Consider the following 17031-nt stretch of genomic DNA (forward strand, 5'->3'; position numbering starts at 1 on the left):
CTAGGCGGCCGGGGCGACGAGTCGGTACCCGACGCCGCGAACGGTCTCTATCAGCGTCGGCCGGCGCAACTTGGAGCGGAGCGAGGCGACGTGCACCTCGAGAGTACGCCCGGTGCCCTCCCAGCTGGTGCGCCAGACCTCGCTGATGATCTGCTCGCGCCGGAAGACCACGCCCGGTCTCTGCGCGAGCAGCGCGAGCAGGTCGAACTCCTTGCGGGTGAGTGCCACCTGCGCGCCGTCGACGGTGACCTGCCGGGTGGACAGCTCGATCCGCACGGTTCCCAGGTCGAGCACGGTGGCGTCGGCGCCGCCGGTGGTGTCCTCGGGGGCGTGACGGCGGGCGACCGCGTGGATGCGGGCGAGCAGCTCACCGGTGTCGTACGGCTTCACGACGTAGTCGTCGGCCCCCAGGTTCAGGCCGTGGATGCGGGAGCGGACGTCGGCCCGCGCGGTGACCATGATCACCGGGGTGCTGGTCCGCTTGCGTATGCGTCCGCAGACCTCGAAGCCGTCCTGGTCGGGAAGGCCGAGGTCGAGGAGGACGACGGCGAAGGCGGGACCGCCGGGCACCAGCGCGCGCAGCGCCTCCTCGCCGTTGCGGGCATGGGTGACGCTGAACCCGTGCCGGGCGAGCACCGCGGTCAGGGCCGCCGCCACGTGGTTGTCGTCCTCGACAAGGAGCAGTCTCATGATGTCCGGCCCTCCCTTCGGCCGTCCTGTCCGGCGCCGCTTCGCGACCGGAACTCCTACCGGGTACCACCCCGCCGACAGGTTTAGGAGCGCCGCGAAGGGTTTCGTTACCCACCCGGTACGGAGCAGGACGTCCCAACTACGGCTTGTGTCCGATTGCTATCCGATCGTGATGCTCAATTTCCGCTCAGAAGTAATGCGCTGGTAGGACCGGGTTATTAAGGTCCTCCGAAACCGAGGAGGACGGAGCCAGCAAACGATGACCGATGTAACGGTGGCCAAGGAAGATGCGGCCCCGGTCGGCGATCTCGTGGTCCTGAAGAACGTCAACAAGCACTTCGGCGCTCTGCACGTGCTCCAGGACATCGATCTGACCATCGCCCGCGGTGAGGTTGTCGTGGTCATCGGACCCTCCGGGTCCGGCAAGTCCACTCTGTGCCGCACCATCAACCGCCTGGAGACCATCGACTCCGGCGAGATCACGATCGACGGCCGGCCCCTGCCTGCGGAGGGCAAGGAGCTGGCACGGCTGCGCGCCGACGTCGGCATGGTCTTCCAGTCGTTCAACCTGTTCGCCCACAAGACGATCCTCGAGAACGTCATGCTGGGTCAGGTCAAGGTCCGCAAGACCGACAAGAAGGTGGCCGAGGAGAAGGCGCGGGCCCTGCTCGACCGGGTCGGCGTCGGCGCGCAGGCGGACAAGTTCCCGGCCCAGCTCTCCGGCGGCCAGCAGCAGCGCGTCGCCATCGCGCGGGCGCTCGCCATGGAGCCGAAGGTGATGCTCTTCGACGAGCCCACCTCGGCGCTGGACCCGGAGATGATCAACGAGGTGCTGGAGGTCATGCAGCAGCTCGCCCGCGACGGCATGACCATGATCGTCGTCACGCACGAGATGGGCTTCGCCCGCTCGGCCGCGAACCGGGTCGTGTTCATGGCGGACGGCCGGATCGTCGAAGAGGCGACTCCGGACCAGTTCTTCAGCAACCCCCGCAGCGACCGGGCCAAGGACTTCCTGTCCAAGATCCTGCATCACTGAGACCACCCGCCGGCGTCACCGCCGGGAAGACTTCGAGGCGCCCGCGCCCCCTCCCGCCGCCGGACACGTCCGGGGACGGGTCGTATCTCCTCATCACGCAAAGGATGTTCACCATGCAGCTTCGCAAGATCACCGCCGCTTCCGCGGCCGTCGTCGCCCTGGCCCTGACCGCCACCGCCTGCGGCGAGGGCGCCGCCGAGAAGGACGGCAAGGGCGGCGGTGAGGGCGGCAAGGGCAAGATCACGATCGGCATCAAGTTCGACCAGCCCGGTCTCGGCCAGAAGACGCCGCAGGGCTACGCCGGTTTCGACGTGGACGTCGCGAAGTACGTCGCCAAGGAGCTCGGCTACTCCGAGAACCAGATCGAGTGGAAGGAGTCGAAGAGCGCCGACCGCGAGAACATGCTGGACCGCGGCGACGTCGACTTCATCGCCGCCACCTACTCGATCAACGACGAGCGTGAGCAGAAGGTCGACTTCGCCGGCCCGTACCTGCTGGCCCACCAGGACCTGCTGGTCCGCGCCGACGACGACTCCATCAAGTCGGCCAAGGACCTGAACAGCAAGAAGCTGTGCTCGGTGACCGGTTCGACCTCCGCGCAGAACGTGAAGCAGAAGCTGGCCCCGAAGGCCCAGCTGCAGGAGTACCCGACCTACTCCGCCTGCCTCACGGGTCTGCAGAACGGCGCCGTAGACGCGCTGACCACGGACGACTCGATCCTCGCCGGTTACGCCGCGCAGGACGCCCACAAGGGCAAGTTCAAGCTCGCCGGCCTGAAGCTGTCGAACGAGAACTACGGCATCGGCGTCAAGGAGGGCAGCGACCTCAAGGCGAAGATCAACAAGGCTCTCGAGAAGATGGTCTCCGACCAGTCGTGGCAGAAGGCGGTCGACACCCACTTCGGCCCGGCCAACTACAAGAACGAGCCCGCGCCGGCGATCGGCGATATCAAGAAGTAACGTCCAGCGGCCTCGTCACGGCGTCCTGTCCGCCCGGCCCCCGGCCGGGCGGACAGGGGCCGCCGCCCTTGAGCCAACCGACACGCGGAAGCGCGGGAGATCGTGTTCGACTTTCTTGAAGGTTACGACCTGCTGGGGGCCTTCTGGGTAACGGTGCAACTCACCGTCTACTCGGCGATCGGCTCCCTGATATGGGGAACCCTGCTGGCCGGCATGCGAGTCGGCCCGGTGCCGCTGATGCGCGCCTTTGGCACCGCGTACGTGAACTTCGTGCGCAACATCCCGCTCACCGTGATCATCCTCTTCAGCTCGCTGGGCCTGCACGACACGCTGGGGGTGGAACTCGGAGGCGACGGGATCGTAGCCGTCTTCACCTTCCGCCTGGCGGTGCTCGGTCTGATCGTCTACACCTCGGCGTTCGTCTGCGAGGCCATCCGCTCCGGCATCAACACCGTGCCGCTCGGACAGGCGGAGGCGGCACGGGCGCTGGGCCTGAACTTCGGCCAGGTGCTGCGGTCGATCGTGCTGCCGCAGGCCTTCCGCTCGGCGGTCGGCCCTCTGGCCAACGTACTGATCGCGCTGACGAAGAACACGACGGTGGCAGCGGTCATCGGCGTGGCCGAAGCTTCGCTACGGATGAAGGAAATGATCGAGAACGAGGCGCAGTTGGTGCTGATCGGCGCGGTCTTCGCGTTCGGTTTCGTGTGCCTCACGCTGCCCACCGGCCTGCTGATGGGCCTGCTGGGCAAGAAGGTGGCGGTGAAGCGATGAGCGCGTCGGTTCTCTACGAAGCCCAGGGCCCCCGTGCCAAGGCCCGCAACATCGTCTACACGGCCGTCTTCCTGGTCGCCGCCGCGTTGCTGCTGTGGTGGGTCTACGGCGCACTGAAGGAGAAGGGCCAGCTCGATTGGGCCCTGTGGTCCCCGCTCTTCGGGACCGAGGCGTGGACGACCTACCTTCTGCCAGGCCTGAAGAACACTCTGCTGGCCGCAGCACTGGCCCTGCTGATAGCCCTGCCGCTCGGTGCCGTGCTCGGCATCGCGCGGCTGTCCGAGCACGCCTGGATGCGAGTGCCGGCCACGGTGGTCGTGGAGTTCTTCCGCGCCATCCCGGTACTGATCCTGATGGTCTTCTGCCTGCAGTTCTACTACCTGTACACAGGGGTCAGCAGCGACTCGCGGCCGATGTACGCGGTGGTCACCGGTCTGGTTCTCTACAACGCCTCCGTGCTCGCGGAGATCGTGCGCGCCGGCATCCTCTCCCTGCCCAAGGGGCAGTCCGAGGCCGCCATGGCGATCGGCCTGCGCAAGAACCAGGTCATGCGGACGGTGCTGCTGCCGCAGGCGGTCACCGCGATGCTGCCCGCCATCGTCAGCCAGCTCGTCGTCATCGTGAAGGACACCGCGCTCGGCGGCTACATGATGGCCTTCCCGGAGCTGCTGTCCAACGCGACCACGGCGAGCTCCTACTACGGCGCGAACATCATTCCCTGCCTCACGGTGGCGGCGATCATCTTCATCCTGGTCAACTTCGCCCTCACCTCATTCGCCGGCTGGCTGGAGAGGCGTCTGCGGCGTGGCAAGAAGTCCACCGGCGCGGTCGTCGCGGTCGGCGCGGTGGCCGACCTGTCGACGCCCGGCGGCCACGAGGACGTGAAGAAGACCACCTGACGGCGGCCGGACTGACACAACGTCAGTCCCGTAAGTGCCCAGGTGGCACGGGAAGCATCCGACGGAGGCAGTGGCGGACCCGCCACTGCCTCCGTCGCTTGACGCGGACACCCGCAATGGGTTGCATAACCATGTGATCGCGCACTCTGCTCCACCCCCCTCCGCCCCTGTGCTCGTCGTGGGCGCGGGACCGGTGGGGCTCACCCTCGCGCTCGCGCTCGCGCGCCAGGGGGTCCCCTCGGTGGTCCTCGACGAGGGACAGGGCGGCGCGATGCCGCGTCCGGCCCGCACGGTGGTGCTGCATCCGGACACCGCGGCGCTGATCACCCGTATCACCGGCGGAGGACTCGACCGGCTGGGGCTGCGCTGGAGCGGCTGGCGCGCGCTGCGCGGCCGCCGGACCGCCTTCGAGACCAGCTTCGGCGCACCTCACGGGACGGCCGACGGCGGCGCACGGCCCGGCGACGGCGCCCCGCTGCACCTTCCCCAGCACGCGCTGACCGGCGCGCTGCGGGCGGCGGCCGTGCGGGAACCGCTGGTCACCCTGGTCCCGGAAAGCCGGCTCGACGCCATGGAACAGGACGCCGCGGGGGTCCGCGCCCGGGCCCGCTCGGCGCACGGCGCCTGGTGGCAGGGCACGCACCTGGTCGGCTGCGACGGCGCCCGGTCCACGGTGCGCAAGCTGCTCGACATCCGCTTTCCCGGCCGTACCGCGGTGGAGCGGCACGCGGTGGCGACGCTGCGTGTCGACCTGCCCCTGCCGGGCACGGCGATCCTGCACCGCACCCCGCCGTGGCGGTCCTCGGCGCCGTTCGCCGGCGAGGTGGTGGGGCGCCCGCTGCCGGACGGGGCGTGGCGACTGGACTGGCTGATGCCGCCGCCCCGGGACCCGGCAGCCGACCTGGTCACGGCCGACGTGCTGGTGGCGCTGGTGCGCGAGACGCTGGCCGGCTGGGACGACTCCGACCTGCCGCCGCCCTACGAACTGCTGGACACCGGGGTGCACACGGTCCACCACCGGCTCGCCCGGCGGTGGCGGCGGGGCCGGGCCTTCCTGGCGGGCGACGCCGCCCACCTGCTCGGCTCACTGGGCGGCCAGGGCCTCGAGGAGGGTCTGCGGGACGCGGAGAACCTCGCCTGGAAGCTGGCCCTCGTGCGGCAGGGCAAGGCGCCCGAGGCACTGCTGGACACCTACCAGGCCGAGCGGCGGGCGGCGGTGTCCGCCCGGCTGCGCGCCGCCGACCAGGCACTGCCGATACTGCGCGGCGGCGGGCTGCGCAGCTACGTGCCGGGGACGGCGCGCGCCCAGGACGCCCTGCTGGTCGACGGTCATCTCGGACGCGGCGCCCTCGGCGGGCCGGGACGCTACGGGTCGTCACCGCTGCTGCCCACGCCGACGGACGCGGACGTGGTGGTGGACACGGCGCCCGGCGAACTGGTGCATGACGCACGGGTCACCGCGGAGGACGGCTCCACCACCGGGCTGTGGGAGCGGCTGGACCGCGGCACGCTGTCGGTGGTGCTGGTCGCGCCCGGTACCGGAGTGTGGGAGCGGCGGCACTGGGCGGGCGCGGGGATCATGCCCGCCCTCGCCGAGGCGGTGCGGACCCTGCCGGCACCCGCGGAACTGCTGGTCACCGAGGCGTATCCGGGGGCCCCGGCGCACACCGTCCTGCTGGTGCGGCCGGACGGCCGTCTGGTCACCGCGCTGTCGGGCGTCCGCCCTCAGCAGCTGCGCGCGGCGGCCGAGGCGGCGACGGGCGTGAACCTGACGGTTCCGGGCCCGGCCACGCCGGAGCCGGAGACGGAACAGGCAGGGGCCCGCTAGGCCGCGGGCGCGGGGCCGGTGCGGCCTGACCGGACCCGACCGGGTCAGTCCTGTGGGGCCCACTGCGGGTCCGGGCTGAACGACGGCTCGGCGTCGGTCTCCGCGAACAGCTCGACGTACGGTTCCGCGCCGCCGGTCTCGCCCCACAGGCAGAGCTCGCCGCCGTCGACGCGCAGGTCGAGGAGGAAGTGGGTTCTCCCGCCGGACCGCTCGAGGCCGACGATCCGCTCGTCGACGTAGCCGAGGTCGTTCAGGGCGGTCCGGACCAGCTCCGGAGTGGGTTCCTCGATCGCCGCCACCTCCTGGAAGACACGCTGGACGTGGCGGTGGCCGGCGCACCACTCGTACGGGCTCAGCTCGATGCCGGGCTGGCCGCTGTCGTCACGAGGCTCGACGAAGCCCTCGGGCAGCGGGGTCACCGTCTCCTCGGGCTCGGGCGCGTGGTCCTTCAGCGAGCCCTTGCGCGAGGCGGGGTCCGAGGGACAGCCCCGAGCGACGTCGTCCAGCATCCGGGTGAACGCGGCGGGCGGCGCGGCGGCGGACTGACCGGCCGCTGCGGCAGCGGCCTGCTGAGGCCTGTCGGCCGCACTCCCGTCGGCCGGCCGTGAGCCGTTGCTGCCGTGCCCGGTGCCACAGGCGGAGAGGAGCAGGGAGGCGAGGACCGTGGCCGTGAGCAGTCGGCCCGTGCGGCCGATGGCACTCGTGCGCCTGCGCCGGGTGCCGGTGTCGCCGGCACCGACGGTCGCTGCCGTGGAATCGGAGGCGGATGTCGAGGCGTAGGCGGCGGAGGGAGCGGTCTCGGCGAGGCCCGCGATCTTTGTCATGCGCACAGTTTGCGGACGGGCGCTCCCGCCCCGCGTGAGTACGCGTACTCACACGACGTGCACGGATACTCGGGCTCGACGGCGACTCGGCCGGCTGGACGGTGCCGGGCAGCCGGACTCCCCGCTCCCCGCTTCCGGACGGCGCCGACCTGAACGGATCGGGGTCGGTGCCGAGTCGGCTCGCGTCGGCTCGGCCGGCGTCGGGTGCCCGCTCAGTAGGCGTCGTCCCCCGACATCCCGGAGTACGCGTCGGGTTCCAGCTCCTCCCCCTCGGCCTCCAGGGCCTCGCGGACCACGCGCAGGGCCAGGCCCTCGGGGTAGCCCTTGCGGGCGAGCATCCCGGCGAGGCGGCGTATCCGCTTGTCGCGGTCGAGCCCTCGGGTGGAGCGCAGCTTCCGGGCGACGAGGTCGCGGGCGGTGGCCTCCTCCTGCTCGCTGTCGAGCTGGGAGACCGCCTCGTCGATCAGCGAGGAGTCCACGCCCTTGGTCCGCAGCTCGCGGGCGAGGGCGCGTCGGGCCAGGCCCCGGCCGTGGTGCCGGGACTCCACCCACGCGCCGGCGAAGGCGCCGTCGTCGATCAGGCCCACCTCCTCGAACCGGGTGAGCACCTCCTCGGCGACGTCGTCGGGGATCTCCCGCTTGCGCAGGGCGTCGGCGAGCTGCTTGCGGGTCCGCGGGGACCCGGTGAGCAGGCGCAGGCAGATGCCCCGCGCCCGCTCGGCCGGATCCCCACGGTCACCGTCGTGAGCGATGCGATCGACCTGCTCGCCGCGTGTCCCGCGGCCCTTGCGACTGCCGCGACCGGGACGACGGGCCGGACCGGACCGGCCGGCCTCGTCGTCGGGGCCGGTCTCTCCGGCCCATTCGGTTCGGCGCGTCACGGATCAGCCCTTGGCCGCCGCGGCCTTGGCCTTGGTGGCCCGGGTGGCGGGAGCCGGAACAGCCTTGGCTGCGTCCGCACCCTCCTCGGCGGCCGGCTCGGTGGCAGCCGCGGCGGCCTCCTCCTCGGTCGGCTTGATGACGCCGAGCTTGGTCTTGATCTTCCGCTCGATCTCCTCCGCCAGGGCGGGGTTGTCCTTGAGGAAGTTGCGGGCGTTCTCCTTGCCCTGGCCGAGCTGGTCGCCCTCGTACGTGTACCAGGCGCCGGCCTTGCGGACGAAGCCGTGCTCGACGCCCATGTCGATCAGGCCGCCCTCGCGGCTGATGCCCTGGCCGTAGAGGATGTCGAACTCGGCCTGCTTGAACGGCGGAGCCACCTTGTTCTTGACCACCTTGCAGCGGGTGCGGTTGCCGACCGCGTCCGTGCCGTCCTTCAGGGTCTCGATGCGGCGGATGTCGATACGCACCGAGGCGTAGAACTTCAGCGCCCGGCCACCGGTCGTGGTCTCCGGGGAGCCGAACATGACGCCGATCTTCTCGCGGAGCTGGTTGATGAAGATCGCCGTGGTCTTGGACTGGTTGAGCGCGCTGGTGATCTTCCGCAGCGCCTGGCTCATCAGACGGGCCTGCAGACCCACGTGGCTGTCGCCCATCTCGCCCTCGATCTCCGCACGCGGGACCAGCGCCGCGACGGAGTCGATGACGATCAGGTCGAGGGCGCCGGAGCGGACCAGCATGTCCACGATCTCCAGCGCCTGCTCGCCGTTGTCGGGCTGCGAGAGGATGAGGTTGTCGACGTCCACGCCGAGCTTGCGGGCGTACTCGGGGTCGAGCGCGTGCTCCGCGTCGACGAACGCCACCTGGCCGCCGGCCTTCTGCGCGTTCGCCACGGCGTGGAGGGTCAGCGTGGTCTTGCCGGAGGACTCGGGGCCGTAGATCTCCACCACTCGGCCGCGCGGCAGGCCGCCGACGCCGAGCGCCACGTCCAGGGCGGTCGAGCCGGTCGGGATGACCTCGATGGGCTCCTGGGTGCGGTCGCCCATACGCATGACCGCGCCCTTGCCGAATTGCCGTTCAATCTGCGCGAGGGCTGTTTCCAGCGCCTTCTCGCGGTCGGTTCCTGCCATGGGTTCCACCCGGTTTGCTTGAGTCGATCGCTTCACGTCAAAGACGCTAACGCCTGCCACTGACAACGCGCCCCGACGCCCGTCCACCCTGTGGAAAACTCGGGCACATCTCACCTCAAACCGTACAGAAGTACCGTTGCGAGACGGATGCCCGAGGACCACCGGCAGTGCCATAAGAATGCCTGTTCGAATTTTGTGTCAAATCATGCCGAGGACGTGCCCGGCCCCGCCGGCTTCACACCCGGGAACCGCGCCGGAGCCCCCGGGCCCGGCGGAACAGCCCGCGGGGGCCCTCGTCCTCCGCGCCGCGCGGACGGTCGCGCACCCGCGGGTCGTCCGTCACGTCGTACCGCTTCACGTAGGCGCCCAGGAACGCCTGCAGGGTGGCCACCGCCGGGATCGCGATCAGCGCGCCGACCGCGCCGAGCAGCGCGGTGCCGGCGATCACCGACCCGAAGGCGACCGCCGGGTGGATGTCCACGGTCCTCGCGGTCAGCTTCGGCTGGAGCAGGTAGTTCTCGAACTGCTGGTACACCACCACGAAGGCCAGCACCCACAGGGCGTACCAGGGGTTCACGGTGAAGGCGATCAGCATCGGCAGCGCGCCCGCGAGGTAGGTGCCGATGGTGGGGATGAACTGCGACACCAGCCCCACCCACACCGCCAGCACCGGCGCGTAGGGGACCTCCAGGGCCTGTAGCAGGACGTAGTGGGCCAGGCCGGAGATCAGCGCCATCAGGCCCCGCGAGTAGATGTAGCCGCCGGTCTTGTCGACGGCGATCTCCCAGGCGCGCAGTACCTCGGCCTGCTTGGCGGGGGGCAGCACGGAGCACAGCGCGCGCCGCAGACGGGGGCCGTCGGCGGCGAAGTAGAAGGAGAAGAGGGTGACGGTCAGCAGCTGGAACAGGCCGCCGAGGACCTGCGCGGACACGTCCAGCACCCCACTGGCGCTGTCCTCGACGTACTTGCGCAGCCGGTCCGAGCTGAGCAGGCTCTCCTGGACGTCGACCCGGCGCAGTTCGGTGTCGAAGTGGACGTTGATCCAGTTGATCACCGAGTCCAGGTAGCCGGGGAAGTCCTCGATGATCCGGATGACCTGGTCGGCGAGCATCGTGCTCATCAGGGTGACGAAGCCGGCGGTACCGGCCAGCACGCCGAGGAAGACCAGGCAGGCCGCCACGCCCCGCCGGATCCCGCGGGAGGCCATCCAGCTGACCGCGGGCTCGATGGCGAGCGCAAGGAAGAAGGCGATCAGCACGTTGATCAGCAGGCCGGTCAGCCGGTGGAAGGCCCAGCTGCCCAGCTGGAAGACGGCGACCAGGGACAGCGCGAGCACCATGGCCCGCGGCAGCCACCGGGGCATCCGGGCGGCACGCGTGCCGTCCGCCGCACGCGGATCTTCACCGGCGGGCGGCGACGCGGCGTCCGGGGAGGGCGCCGGGGGAGCGGCGACAGGGGCAGCGCCGGTCGGCACGTCGGCGGCGGGGGGCGGTGGCACCTCGGGCCGCTGGGGCGGCACTCCGGCGTCCGTGGCGGCCGCCGTCACGTCCGCCTCCCTGCTGCTCCGCGTCCCCTCAGGCCCTGTCACGCCCCAAGTCTCGCCCACCCCGCAGCGGTTGGAACACTTCTCGGCGATTCAGCGCTTTTCCGGCGGGACACCCATCGTGGCGCACACCGCCCGCCACACGTCCTTGGCCTCCCAGCCGGCGTCCAGAGCCTGGTGGACGGTGCGCCCGCCCAGCTCCGCCATCACATGGTCGCGCGCGAAGGAGTCGGCGTACCCCGGACCGAAGTGATCCGCCATCCGCTGCCAGAAGACCGTCAACCGCATGCCTCCAGTATCCGCCCCCAGGGGTCACGTCAGCGCCCGCACCCCCGCCGTGACGGCCACCGCGACGCCCACCACCACGAGGAACGGCGCCCGGAGCATCAGCGCCACGCCCGCCGCGCCCACACCCAGCACCCTGGCGTCGAGCACCAGCTCCCGTCCGTCGCCGAACGTCTGCTGTGCCGTGAGCGCCGCCAGCAGGGCCACCGGGAGCAGCGCCGCGAGGCGACGCACCAGCGGTCGCTCCAGCACGGCGGCCGGCACCAGCAGCCCGGCCAGCTTCACGGCGTAGCAGCCCACCGCCGTCAGCCCGATCGCGATCCAGACGTTCACTCCCGCTCCTCCCCATGCCCCGGCCCGTCCGCGCCCGCATCCGCGCCCGCATCCCCGTCCGCATCCGCATCCGCGAAGTCGTCGGCGGTACCGGCGACGGCCCCGTCGGCCCCGTCGGCCCGTTCGGCCTCGTCGGCCCTCGCGTCCCGGGAGCCCCGTCGCCCCTGGACGAACAGCACCAGCGGCGCGGCCAGCCCCGCCACCAGCACCGGCACCCCGGCCGGCAGCACCGGCAGGAGGCCGAGCCCGAGCACCACCGCGACCACGGCCACCGCCCGCTCCACCGTGCCGCGCAGCATCGGCGCCAGCAGGGCCAGGAAGACCGCGGGGCCGGCGGCGTCCAGGCCCCAGGCGTCGGTGTCCCCGATGGCCTCCGCGCCCAGCGCGCCGAGCAGCGTCGTCGCGTTCCACAGCAGGTAGAGGGTGGCGCCGGTGACCGTGAAGCCGAGCCGGGCCGACCGCCGGTCGGGCTGCGCCAGCGCCACCGCGGTCGTCTCGTCGATCACCCACTGGGCCGCGACGGGCCGCAGCGGCCTCCGCAGCGCCAGCAACTGCGACAGGCGCAGCCCGTAGAAGGCGTTGCGCACGCCCAGGAAGAAGGCCCCGGCCGCCGCCGTGAAGGGGTTGCCCCCTGCCGCCAGCGCCCCCACCAGGGCGAACTGCGACGCGCCGGTGAAGATGAGCAGGCTCGTCATGCACGTCTGCATCAGGGTCAGTCCGGCGCCCGCGGAGGTCACTCCGAAGGCGAAGCCGGACAGCCCCACGGCGACGCCGACCCCGAGCGCGTCCCGGACCACCGCCGCGTCGGCCTTGCCGCCGCCGGTGTCCCCGGGCTCGGGACGTTCCGTGTGTGCTGTCTCGTGTGCCACGCACGCAGCCTAGGCAGGTGGGCCCCGAGCGGGCTGATGTGTTCGATATTCGGGCAGGCGTCCGACGGTAGACCCCGGCGGTCGTCCGGGCAGGCGGGCGGCGACTGTCGGTGCCGGGGTGCAGGATGGATCCATGGCCGGCACCCCCCACCCCGCTCTGGCAGGCTTCTCCCCCGCGACCCGCGGCTGGTTCACGGGCGCCTTCACCGCGCCCACCTCCGCCCAGGCCGGCGCCTGGCAGGCCATCGACGAGGGGTCGGACGTGCTGGTGGTGGCGCCCACCGGTTCCGGCAAGACGCTGGCCGCCTTCCTCGCCGCCCTGGACCAGCTGACGTCCACCCCGCCGCCGGCCGAGCCGAAGAAGCGCTGCCGGGTGCTGTACGTCTCCCCGCTGAAGGCCCTCGCGGTGGACGTGGAGCGCAACCTGCGCAGTCCGCTGACCGGCATCCGGCAGGAGGCGGTGCGCCTCGGTCTGCCCGAGCCCGAGGTCCGGGTCGGCATCCGCTCCGGCGACACCCCGCCCGCCGAGCGCCGCTCGCTGGCCAACCGGCCGCCGGACATCCTGATCACCACCCCCGAGTCCCTCTTCCTCATGCTGACCTCCGCCACCCGGGAGGCGCTGACCGGCGTCGAGACGGTGATCCTCGACGAGGTGCACGCGGTGGCCGGCACCAAGCGCGGCGCCCACCTGGCGCTCTCCCTGGAGCGGCTGGACGAGCTGCTGCCGCGCCCGGCCCGGCGGATCGGCCTGTCGGCCACCGTCCGCCCGGTCGACGAGGTCGCCCGCTACCTCTCCCCGCAGCGCCGGGTGGAGATCGTCCAGCCGCCGTCCGGCAAGGAGTTCGACCTCTCGGTGGTCGTCCCCGTGGAGGACATGGGCGAGCTGGGCGGCTCCCCGGCCTCGGACGCCGGCAAGGACGGCGAGCGGCCGTCGATCTGGCCCTCCGTGGAGGAGCGCATCGCCGATCTGGTCCAGTCGCACCGCTCGACCATCGTCTTCGCCAACTCCCGCCGTCTGGCGGAGCGGCTGTGCAACCGGCTCAACGAGATCGCCTACGAGCGCGCCACCGGCGAGCCGCTCCCGGAGCAGCACGCCCCCGCCGAGCTGATGGGCGGTTCGGGCGCCGCGCAGGGCGCCCCCACGGTGATCGCGCGGGCGCACCACGGTTCGGTCTCCAAGGAGCAGCGCGCCCAGGTGGAGGAGGACCTGAAGGCCGGGCGGCTGCCCGCGGTGGTCGCCACCTCCAGCCTGGAGCTGGGCATCGACATGGGCGCCGTCGACCTGGTCGTCCAGGTCGAGTCGCCCCCGTCGGTCGCCTCCGGCCTGCAGCGCGTGGGCCGCGCGGGCCACCAGGTGGGCGCGGTCTCCACCGGCGTGGTGTTCCCCAAGTACCGCGGCGACCTGGTGCAGGCCGCCGTGGTGACGGAGCGGATGCGCACGGGGGCCATCGAGTCGCTGCGCGTCCCGGCCAATCCGCTGGACGTGCTGGCCCAGCAGATCGTCGCGATGACCTCGGTGGACAGCTGGCAGGTCGACGACCTGCTGGCCCTGGCCCGCCGGGCCGCGCCGTTCGCCTCGCTGCCCGAGTCCGCGTTCACCGGCGTCCTCGACATGCTGGCCGGGCGCTACCCCTCGGACGCCTTCGCCGAGCTGCGGCCCCGCCTGGTCTGGGACCGGGTGACCGGCACGGTCACCGGCCGCCCCGGCGCCCAGCGGCTCGCCGTCACCTCGGGCGGCACCATCCCGGACCGCGGCCTGTTCGGCGTGTTCCTCGCCGGCTCCGACCCGAAGAAGGGCGGCGGCCGGGTCGGCGAGCTCGACGAGGAGATGGTCTACGAGTCGCGGGTGGGCGACGTGTTCACGCTGGGCACCAGTTCCTGGCGCATCGAGGACATCACCCGGGACCGGGTGCTGGTCTCCCCCGCGCCCGGCGTGCCCGGCCGGCTGCCGTTCTGGAAGGGCGACCAGCTCGGCCGCCCGCTGGAGCTCGGGCGTGCCGTCGGCGCGTTCCTGCGCGAGGTCGGCGCGCTGTCCGAGGAGGACGCCCGGCTGCGGCTGCTGGCGGCGGGCCTGGACGCGTGGGCGGCCGACAACATCATCGCCTACCTCACCGAACAGCGTCAGGCCTGCGGCCACGTGCCCGACGACCGCACCATCGTGGTCGAGCGCTTCCGCGACGAGCTCGGCGACTGGCGGGTCGTCGTCCACTCCCCGTTCGGCGCGCAGGTCCACGCCCCCTGGGCACTGGCCCTGTCCGCGCGGCTGTCGGAGCGGTACGGGATGGACGCCCAGGTGATGCACGCCGACGACGGCATCGTGCTGCGCCTGCCGGACGCCGACCTGATGGGCCTGGACCTCCTGGACCAGGAGCCTTCGCGGGCGGGCACGGAGTACGACGGCGAGAAGGCCCCGGTGGGCGCGGCCGACGTCGCCTTCGACAAGGGCGACGTCTCCCAGCTGGTCACCGACCAGGTCGGCGGCTCCGCCCTGTTCGCCTCCCGTTTCCGCGAGTGCGCGGCCCGCGCCCTGCTGCTGCCCCGCCGCAATCCCGGCAAGCGGACACCGCTGTGGCAGCAGCGTCAGCGGGCCTCCCAGCTGCTCGCGGTGGCGAGCGAGTTCGGCTCCTTCCCGATCGTCCTGGAGGCGATCCGGGAGTGCTTGCAGGACGTGTTCGACGTGCCCGGCCTGACCGAGCTGATGGGCGACATCGAGTCCCGCAAGGTCCGCCTGGTGGAGGTCACCACCCCCGAGCCCTCGCCGTTCGCCCGCTCGCTGCTCTTCGGCTACGTCGCCCAGTTCCTCTACGAGGGCGACTCGCCGCTCGCCGAGCGGCGGGCCGCAGCGCTCTCCCTGGACTCGCGGCTGCTGGCCGAGCTCCTCGGTCAGGCCGAGCTGCGCGAACTGCTCGACGCCGAGGTGCTCGCCGAGCTGGAGCGGGAGCTGCAGTGGCTCACCGAGGACCGGCGGGTGAAGGACGGCGAGGGCGTCGCCGACCTGCTGCGGCTGCTCGGCCCGCTCACCCCCGCCGAGCTGGCCGAGCGGGGCGCCGAGCCGGGCTGGGCCGAGGAGCTGGCCGCGGCCCGCCGCGCCATCCGGGTCCGGATCGCCGGCACCGACCACTGGGCCGCCGTGGAGGACGCGGGCCGGCTGCGCGACGCCCTGGGCACCGCCCTGCCGGTCGGCGTCCCCGAGGCGTTCACCGAACCGGTCAAGGACCCGCTGGGCGACCTGCTGGCCCGCTACGCCCGCACCCACGGCCCGTTCACCTCGGCCTCGGCCGCCGCCCGGTTCGGGCTGGGCGTCGCGGTCACCGAGGGCGCCCTGCGCCGCCTGGCGGCGAGCGGCCGGGTCGTCGAGGGCGAGTTCCATCCGGCGGGCATCGGCCAGGAGTGGTGCGACGCCACGGTGCTGCGGCGGCTGCGGCGCCGCTCGCTCGCCGCGCTGCGTGAGGAGCTCGAGCCGGCCCCGCCCGCCGCCCTCGCCCAGTTCCTCCCCCAGTGGCAGCACATCGGCAGGGGCCACACGCTGCGCGGGATCGACGGCCTGGTCCGGGCGGTCGAGCAGCTCCAGGGGGCCTCCGTCCCCGCCTCCGCGCTGGAGAAGCTGGTCCTGCCCTCCCGCGTCACGGGATACACCCCGGCGCTGCTCGACGAGCTGACCTCGGCCGGCGAGCTGGTCTGGGCGGGCGCCGGCTCACTGCCCGGCAAGGACGGCTGGGTCTCCCTCTACCTCGCCGACACCGCGCCCCTGCTCCTCCCGCCGGCCCATCCGCTGGAGCTGACCGCCCTTCACGAGTCGGTGCTGACGGCGCTGTCCGGCGGCTACGGCCTGTTCTTCCGGCAGATCGGCGACCATGTCCGCGCCACCACCCACCCCGACGTCACGGACCCGCAGCTGGCGGACGCCCTGTGGGACCTCGCCTGGTCGGGCCGGCTCACCAACGACACTCTCGCCCCCATGCGGGCGTTGCTGGGCTCGGGGCGAACGGCCGGGTCGACCGCCCATCGCGCCAGGCGGTCGGTGCCCCGCGGGCGGTACGGCTCGCTCGCCGCAGCGGCCCACCGCCCGGCCTCCCGCACCGGTCCGCCCACGGTGGCCGGCCGCTGGTCGCTGCTGCCCGAGCGGGAGGGCGACGCCACCGTCCGCTCCACGGCCCTCGCCCGCACGTTGCTGGACCGGCACGGCGTGGTGACGCGGGGCGCGGTCGGCGCGGAGGGCGTCGAGGGCGGCTTCTCGGCCGTCTACCGGGTGCTGGCGGCCCTGGAGGAGGTGGGACAGGCCCGCCGCGGCTACGTGGTGGAAGGGCTGGGCGCCGCCCAGTTCGCCATGGAGGGCGCCGTCGACCGGCTGCGCGCCACGGCCAACGCCCGTGAGCGCGGCGAGGCATCCCCGCCCGCCGACCCGTGGGGCGGCACGGCGCCCGGCGGCACGGACGGCGGCGGTGACGGGGGCGGCGACGACGGGTTCCCGCAGCCGTGGGGGCCCGCGCCGATCGCCGACCCCTCCGGCGGCCCCGGCAGGTTCGCCGGCCGTCCGGGCGGCCGCCGCGACGCGGGCGGCTCCCGCGCCGTGGTGCTGGCCGCCGCCGACCCCGCCAACGCCTACGGCGCCGCCCTCGGCTGGCCCGAGCCGCCGGGCGGCGCGGGTCACAAGCCCGGCCGCAAGGCCGGTTCCCTGGTGGTCCTGGTCGACGGCGACCTGGTGCTCTACATGGAGCGGGGCGGCAAGAGCCTGCTCGCCTGGCCCGCCGAGCCGGACCTCCCCGCCGACCGCGACACCCGGCTGCGCGAGGCCGCCGAGGCGCTCGCCGAGGCCGCCCGCGCGGGCTCCCTGGGCACCGTCACGGTGGAGCGCGTCAACGGCGAGCCCGCGCTGAGCGCACCGCCCGGCACGGTCCTGGAGGGCGCCGGCTTCGTCGCCACGCCCCGGGGCCTGCGGATACGGGCCTGACCGTGTCCGGGGGCGCGGAGTAGACGGGCCTGCCTCT

General features: G+C 72.7%; 14 protein-coding genes. 6 read left to right on the plus strand and 8 right to left on the minus strand.

The window, feature by feature from the left end:
- Positions 1 to 690: a response regulator transcription factor gene (locus ABT026_RS28015; RefSeq protein ID WP_351117955.1), complete on the minus strand. Its 690-nt coding sequence runs from the start codon at positions 688 to 690 to the stop codon at positions 1 to 3.
- Between the two features lie 259 nt (positions 691 to 949).
- On the opposite strand from ABT026_RS28015, the gene ABT026_RS28020 reads away from it, so the two are divergent.
- The 5 genes from ABT026_RS28020 to ABT026_RS28040 all read left to right on the plus strand — a co-directional run bounded on the left by ABT026_RS28020 (position 950) and on the right by ABT026_RS28040 (position 6183).
- Positions 950 to 1726: an amino acid ABC transporter ATP-binding protein gene (locus ABT026_RS28020; protein WP_351117956.1), complete on the plus strand. Its 777-nt coding sequence runs from the start codon at positions 950 to 952 to the stop codon at positions 1724 to 1726.
- 113 nt (positions 1727 to 1839) lie between these two features.
- Positions 1840 to 2685, plus strand: a complete 846-nt coding sequence (locus tag ABT026_RS28025) for a glutamate ABC transporter substrate-binding protein (protein WP_351117957.1) — start codon at positions 1840 to 1842, stop codon at positions 2683 to 2685.
- A 102-nt stretch (positions 2686 to 2787) separates the two neighbouring features.
- Complete coding sequence (locus tag ABT026_RS28030) at positions 2788 to 3456, plus strand: amino acid ABC transporter permease (RefSeq protein WP_351117958.1); 669 nt, start codon at positions 2788 to 2790, stop codon at positions 3454 to 3456.
- Complete coding sequence (locus ABT026_RS28035; RefSeq protein WP_351117959.1) at positions 3453 to 4355, plus strand: amino acid ABC transporter permease; 903 nt, start codon at positions 3453 to 3455, stop codon at positions 4353 to 4355. The genes ABT026_RS28030 and ABT026_RS28035 overlap by 4 nt, the downstream gene beginning before the upstream one ends.
- 169 nt (positions 4356 to 4524) lie before the next feature.
- Positions 4525 to 6183 (plus strand): FAD-dependent monooxygenase, encoded by a 1659-nt coding sequence (locus ABT026_RS28040; protein WP_351117960.1) that lies wholly within the window; start codon positions 4525 to 4527, stop codon positions 6181 to 6183.
- A gap of 44 nt (positions 6184 to 6227) precedes the next feature.
- Here the strand turns inward: ABT026_RS28040 and ABT026_RS28045 are convergent, their stop codons facing one another.
- The 7 genes from ABT026_RS28045 to ABT026_RS28075 all read right to left on the minus strand — a co-directional run bounded on the left by ABT026_RS28045 (position 6228) and on the right by ABT026_RS28075 (position 12043).
- Positions 6228 to 7007: a hypothetical protein gene (locus tag ABT026_RS28045; RefSeq protein ID WP_351117961.1), complete on the minus strand. Its 780-nt coding sequence runs from the start codon at positions 7005 to 7007 to the stop codon at positions 6228 to 6230.
- A gap of 212 nt (positions 7008 to 7219) precedes the next feature.
- Positions 7220 to 7888, minus strand: a complete 669-nt coding sequence (gene recX, locus ABT026_RS28050; protein WP_351117962.1) for a recombination regulator RecX — start codon at positions 7886 to 7888, stop codon at positions 7220 to 7222.
- A 3-nt stretch (positions 7889 to 7891) separates the two neighbouring features.
- Positions 7892 to 9013: a recombinase RecA gene (gene recA, locus ABT026_RS28055; protein WP_351117963.1), complete on the minus strand. Its 1122-nt coding sequence runs from the start codon at positions 9011 to 9013 to the stop codon at positions 7892 to 7894.
- Positions 9014 to 9248: 235 nt separating this feature from the next.
- Entirely contained in the window at positions 9249 to 10601 is a 1353-nt protein-coding gene (locus ABT026_RS28060; protein WP_502968070.1) for an AI-2E family transporter, read from the minus strand.
- Positions 10602 to 10649: 48 nt separating this feature from the next.
- The gene (locus tag ABT026_RS28065; protein WP_351117964.1) at positions 10650 to 10844 is read right to left on the minus strand and encodes a DUF3046 domain-containing protein; all 195 of its coding nucleotides are present in this window, start codon (positions 10842 to 10844) and stop codon (positions 10650 to 10652) included.
- Positions 10845 to 10868: 24 nt separating this feature from the next.
- Positions 10869 to 11174, minus strand: a complete 306-nt coding sequence (locus ABT026_RS28070) for an AzlD domain-containing protein (protein ID WP_351117965.1) — start codon at positions 11172 to 11174, stop codon at positions 10869 to 10871.
- Positions 11171 to 12043, minus strand: a complete 873-nt coding sequence (locus tag ABT026_RS28075) for an AzlC family ABC transporter permease (protein WP_351117966.1) — start codon at positions 12041 to 12043, stop codon at positions 11171 to 11173. The genes ABT026_RS28070 and ABT026_RS28075 overlap by 4 nt, the downstream gene beginning before the upstream one ends.
- 133 nt (positions 12044 to 12176) lie before the next feature.
- On the opposite strand from ABT026_RS28075, the gene ABT026_RS28080 reads away from it, so the two are divergent.
- Complete coding sequence (locus ABT026_RS28080; RefSeq protein ID WP_351117967.1) at positions 12177 to 16994, plus strand: ATP-dependent helicase; 4818 nt, start codon at positions 12177 to 12179, stop codon at positions 16992 to 16994.
- The last annotated feature ends 37 nt before the right edge of the window (positions 16995 to 17031 follow it).

The sequence above is a fragment of the Streptomyces sp. NPDC002734 genome, from assembly GCF_040295685.1.
Taxonomy (GTDB): domain Bacteria; phylum Actinomycetota; class Actinomycetes; order Streptomycetales; family Streptomycetaceae; genus Streptomyces.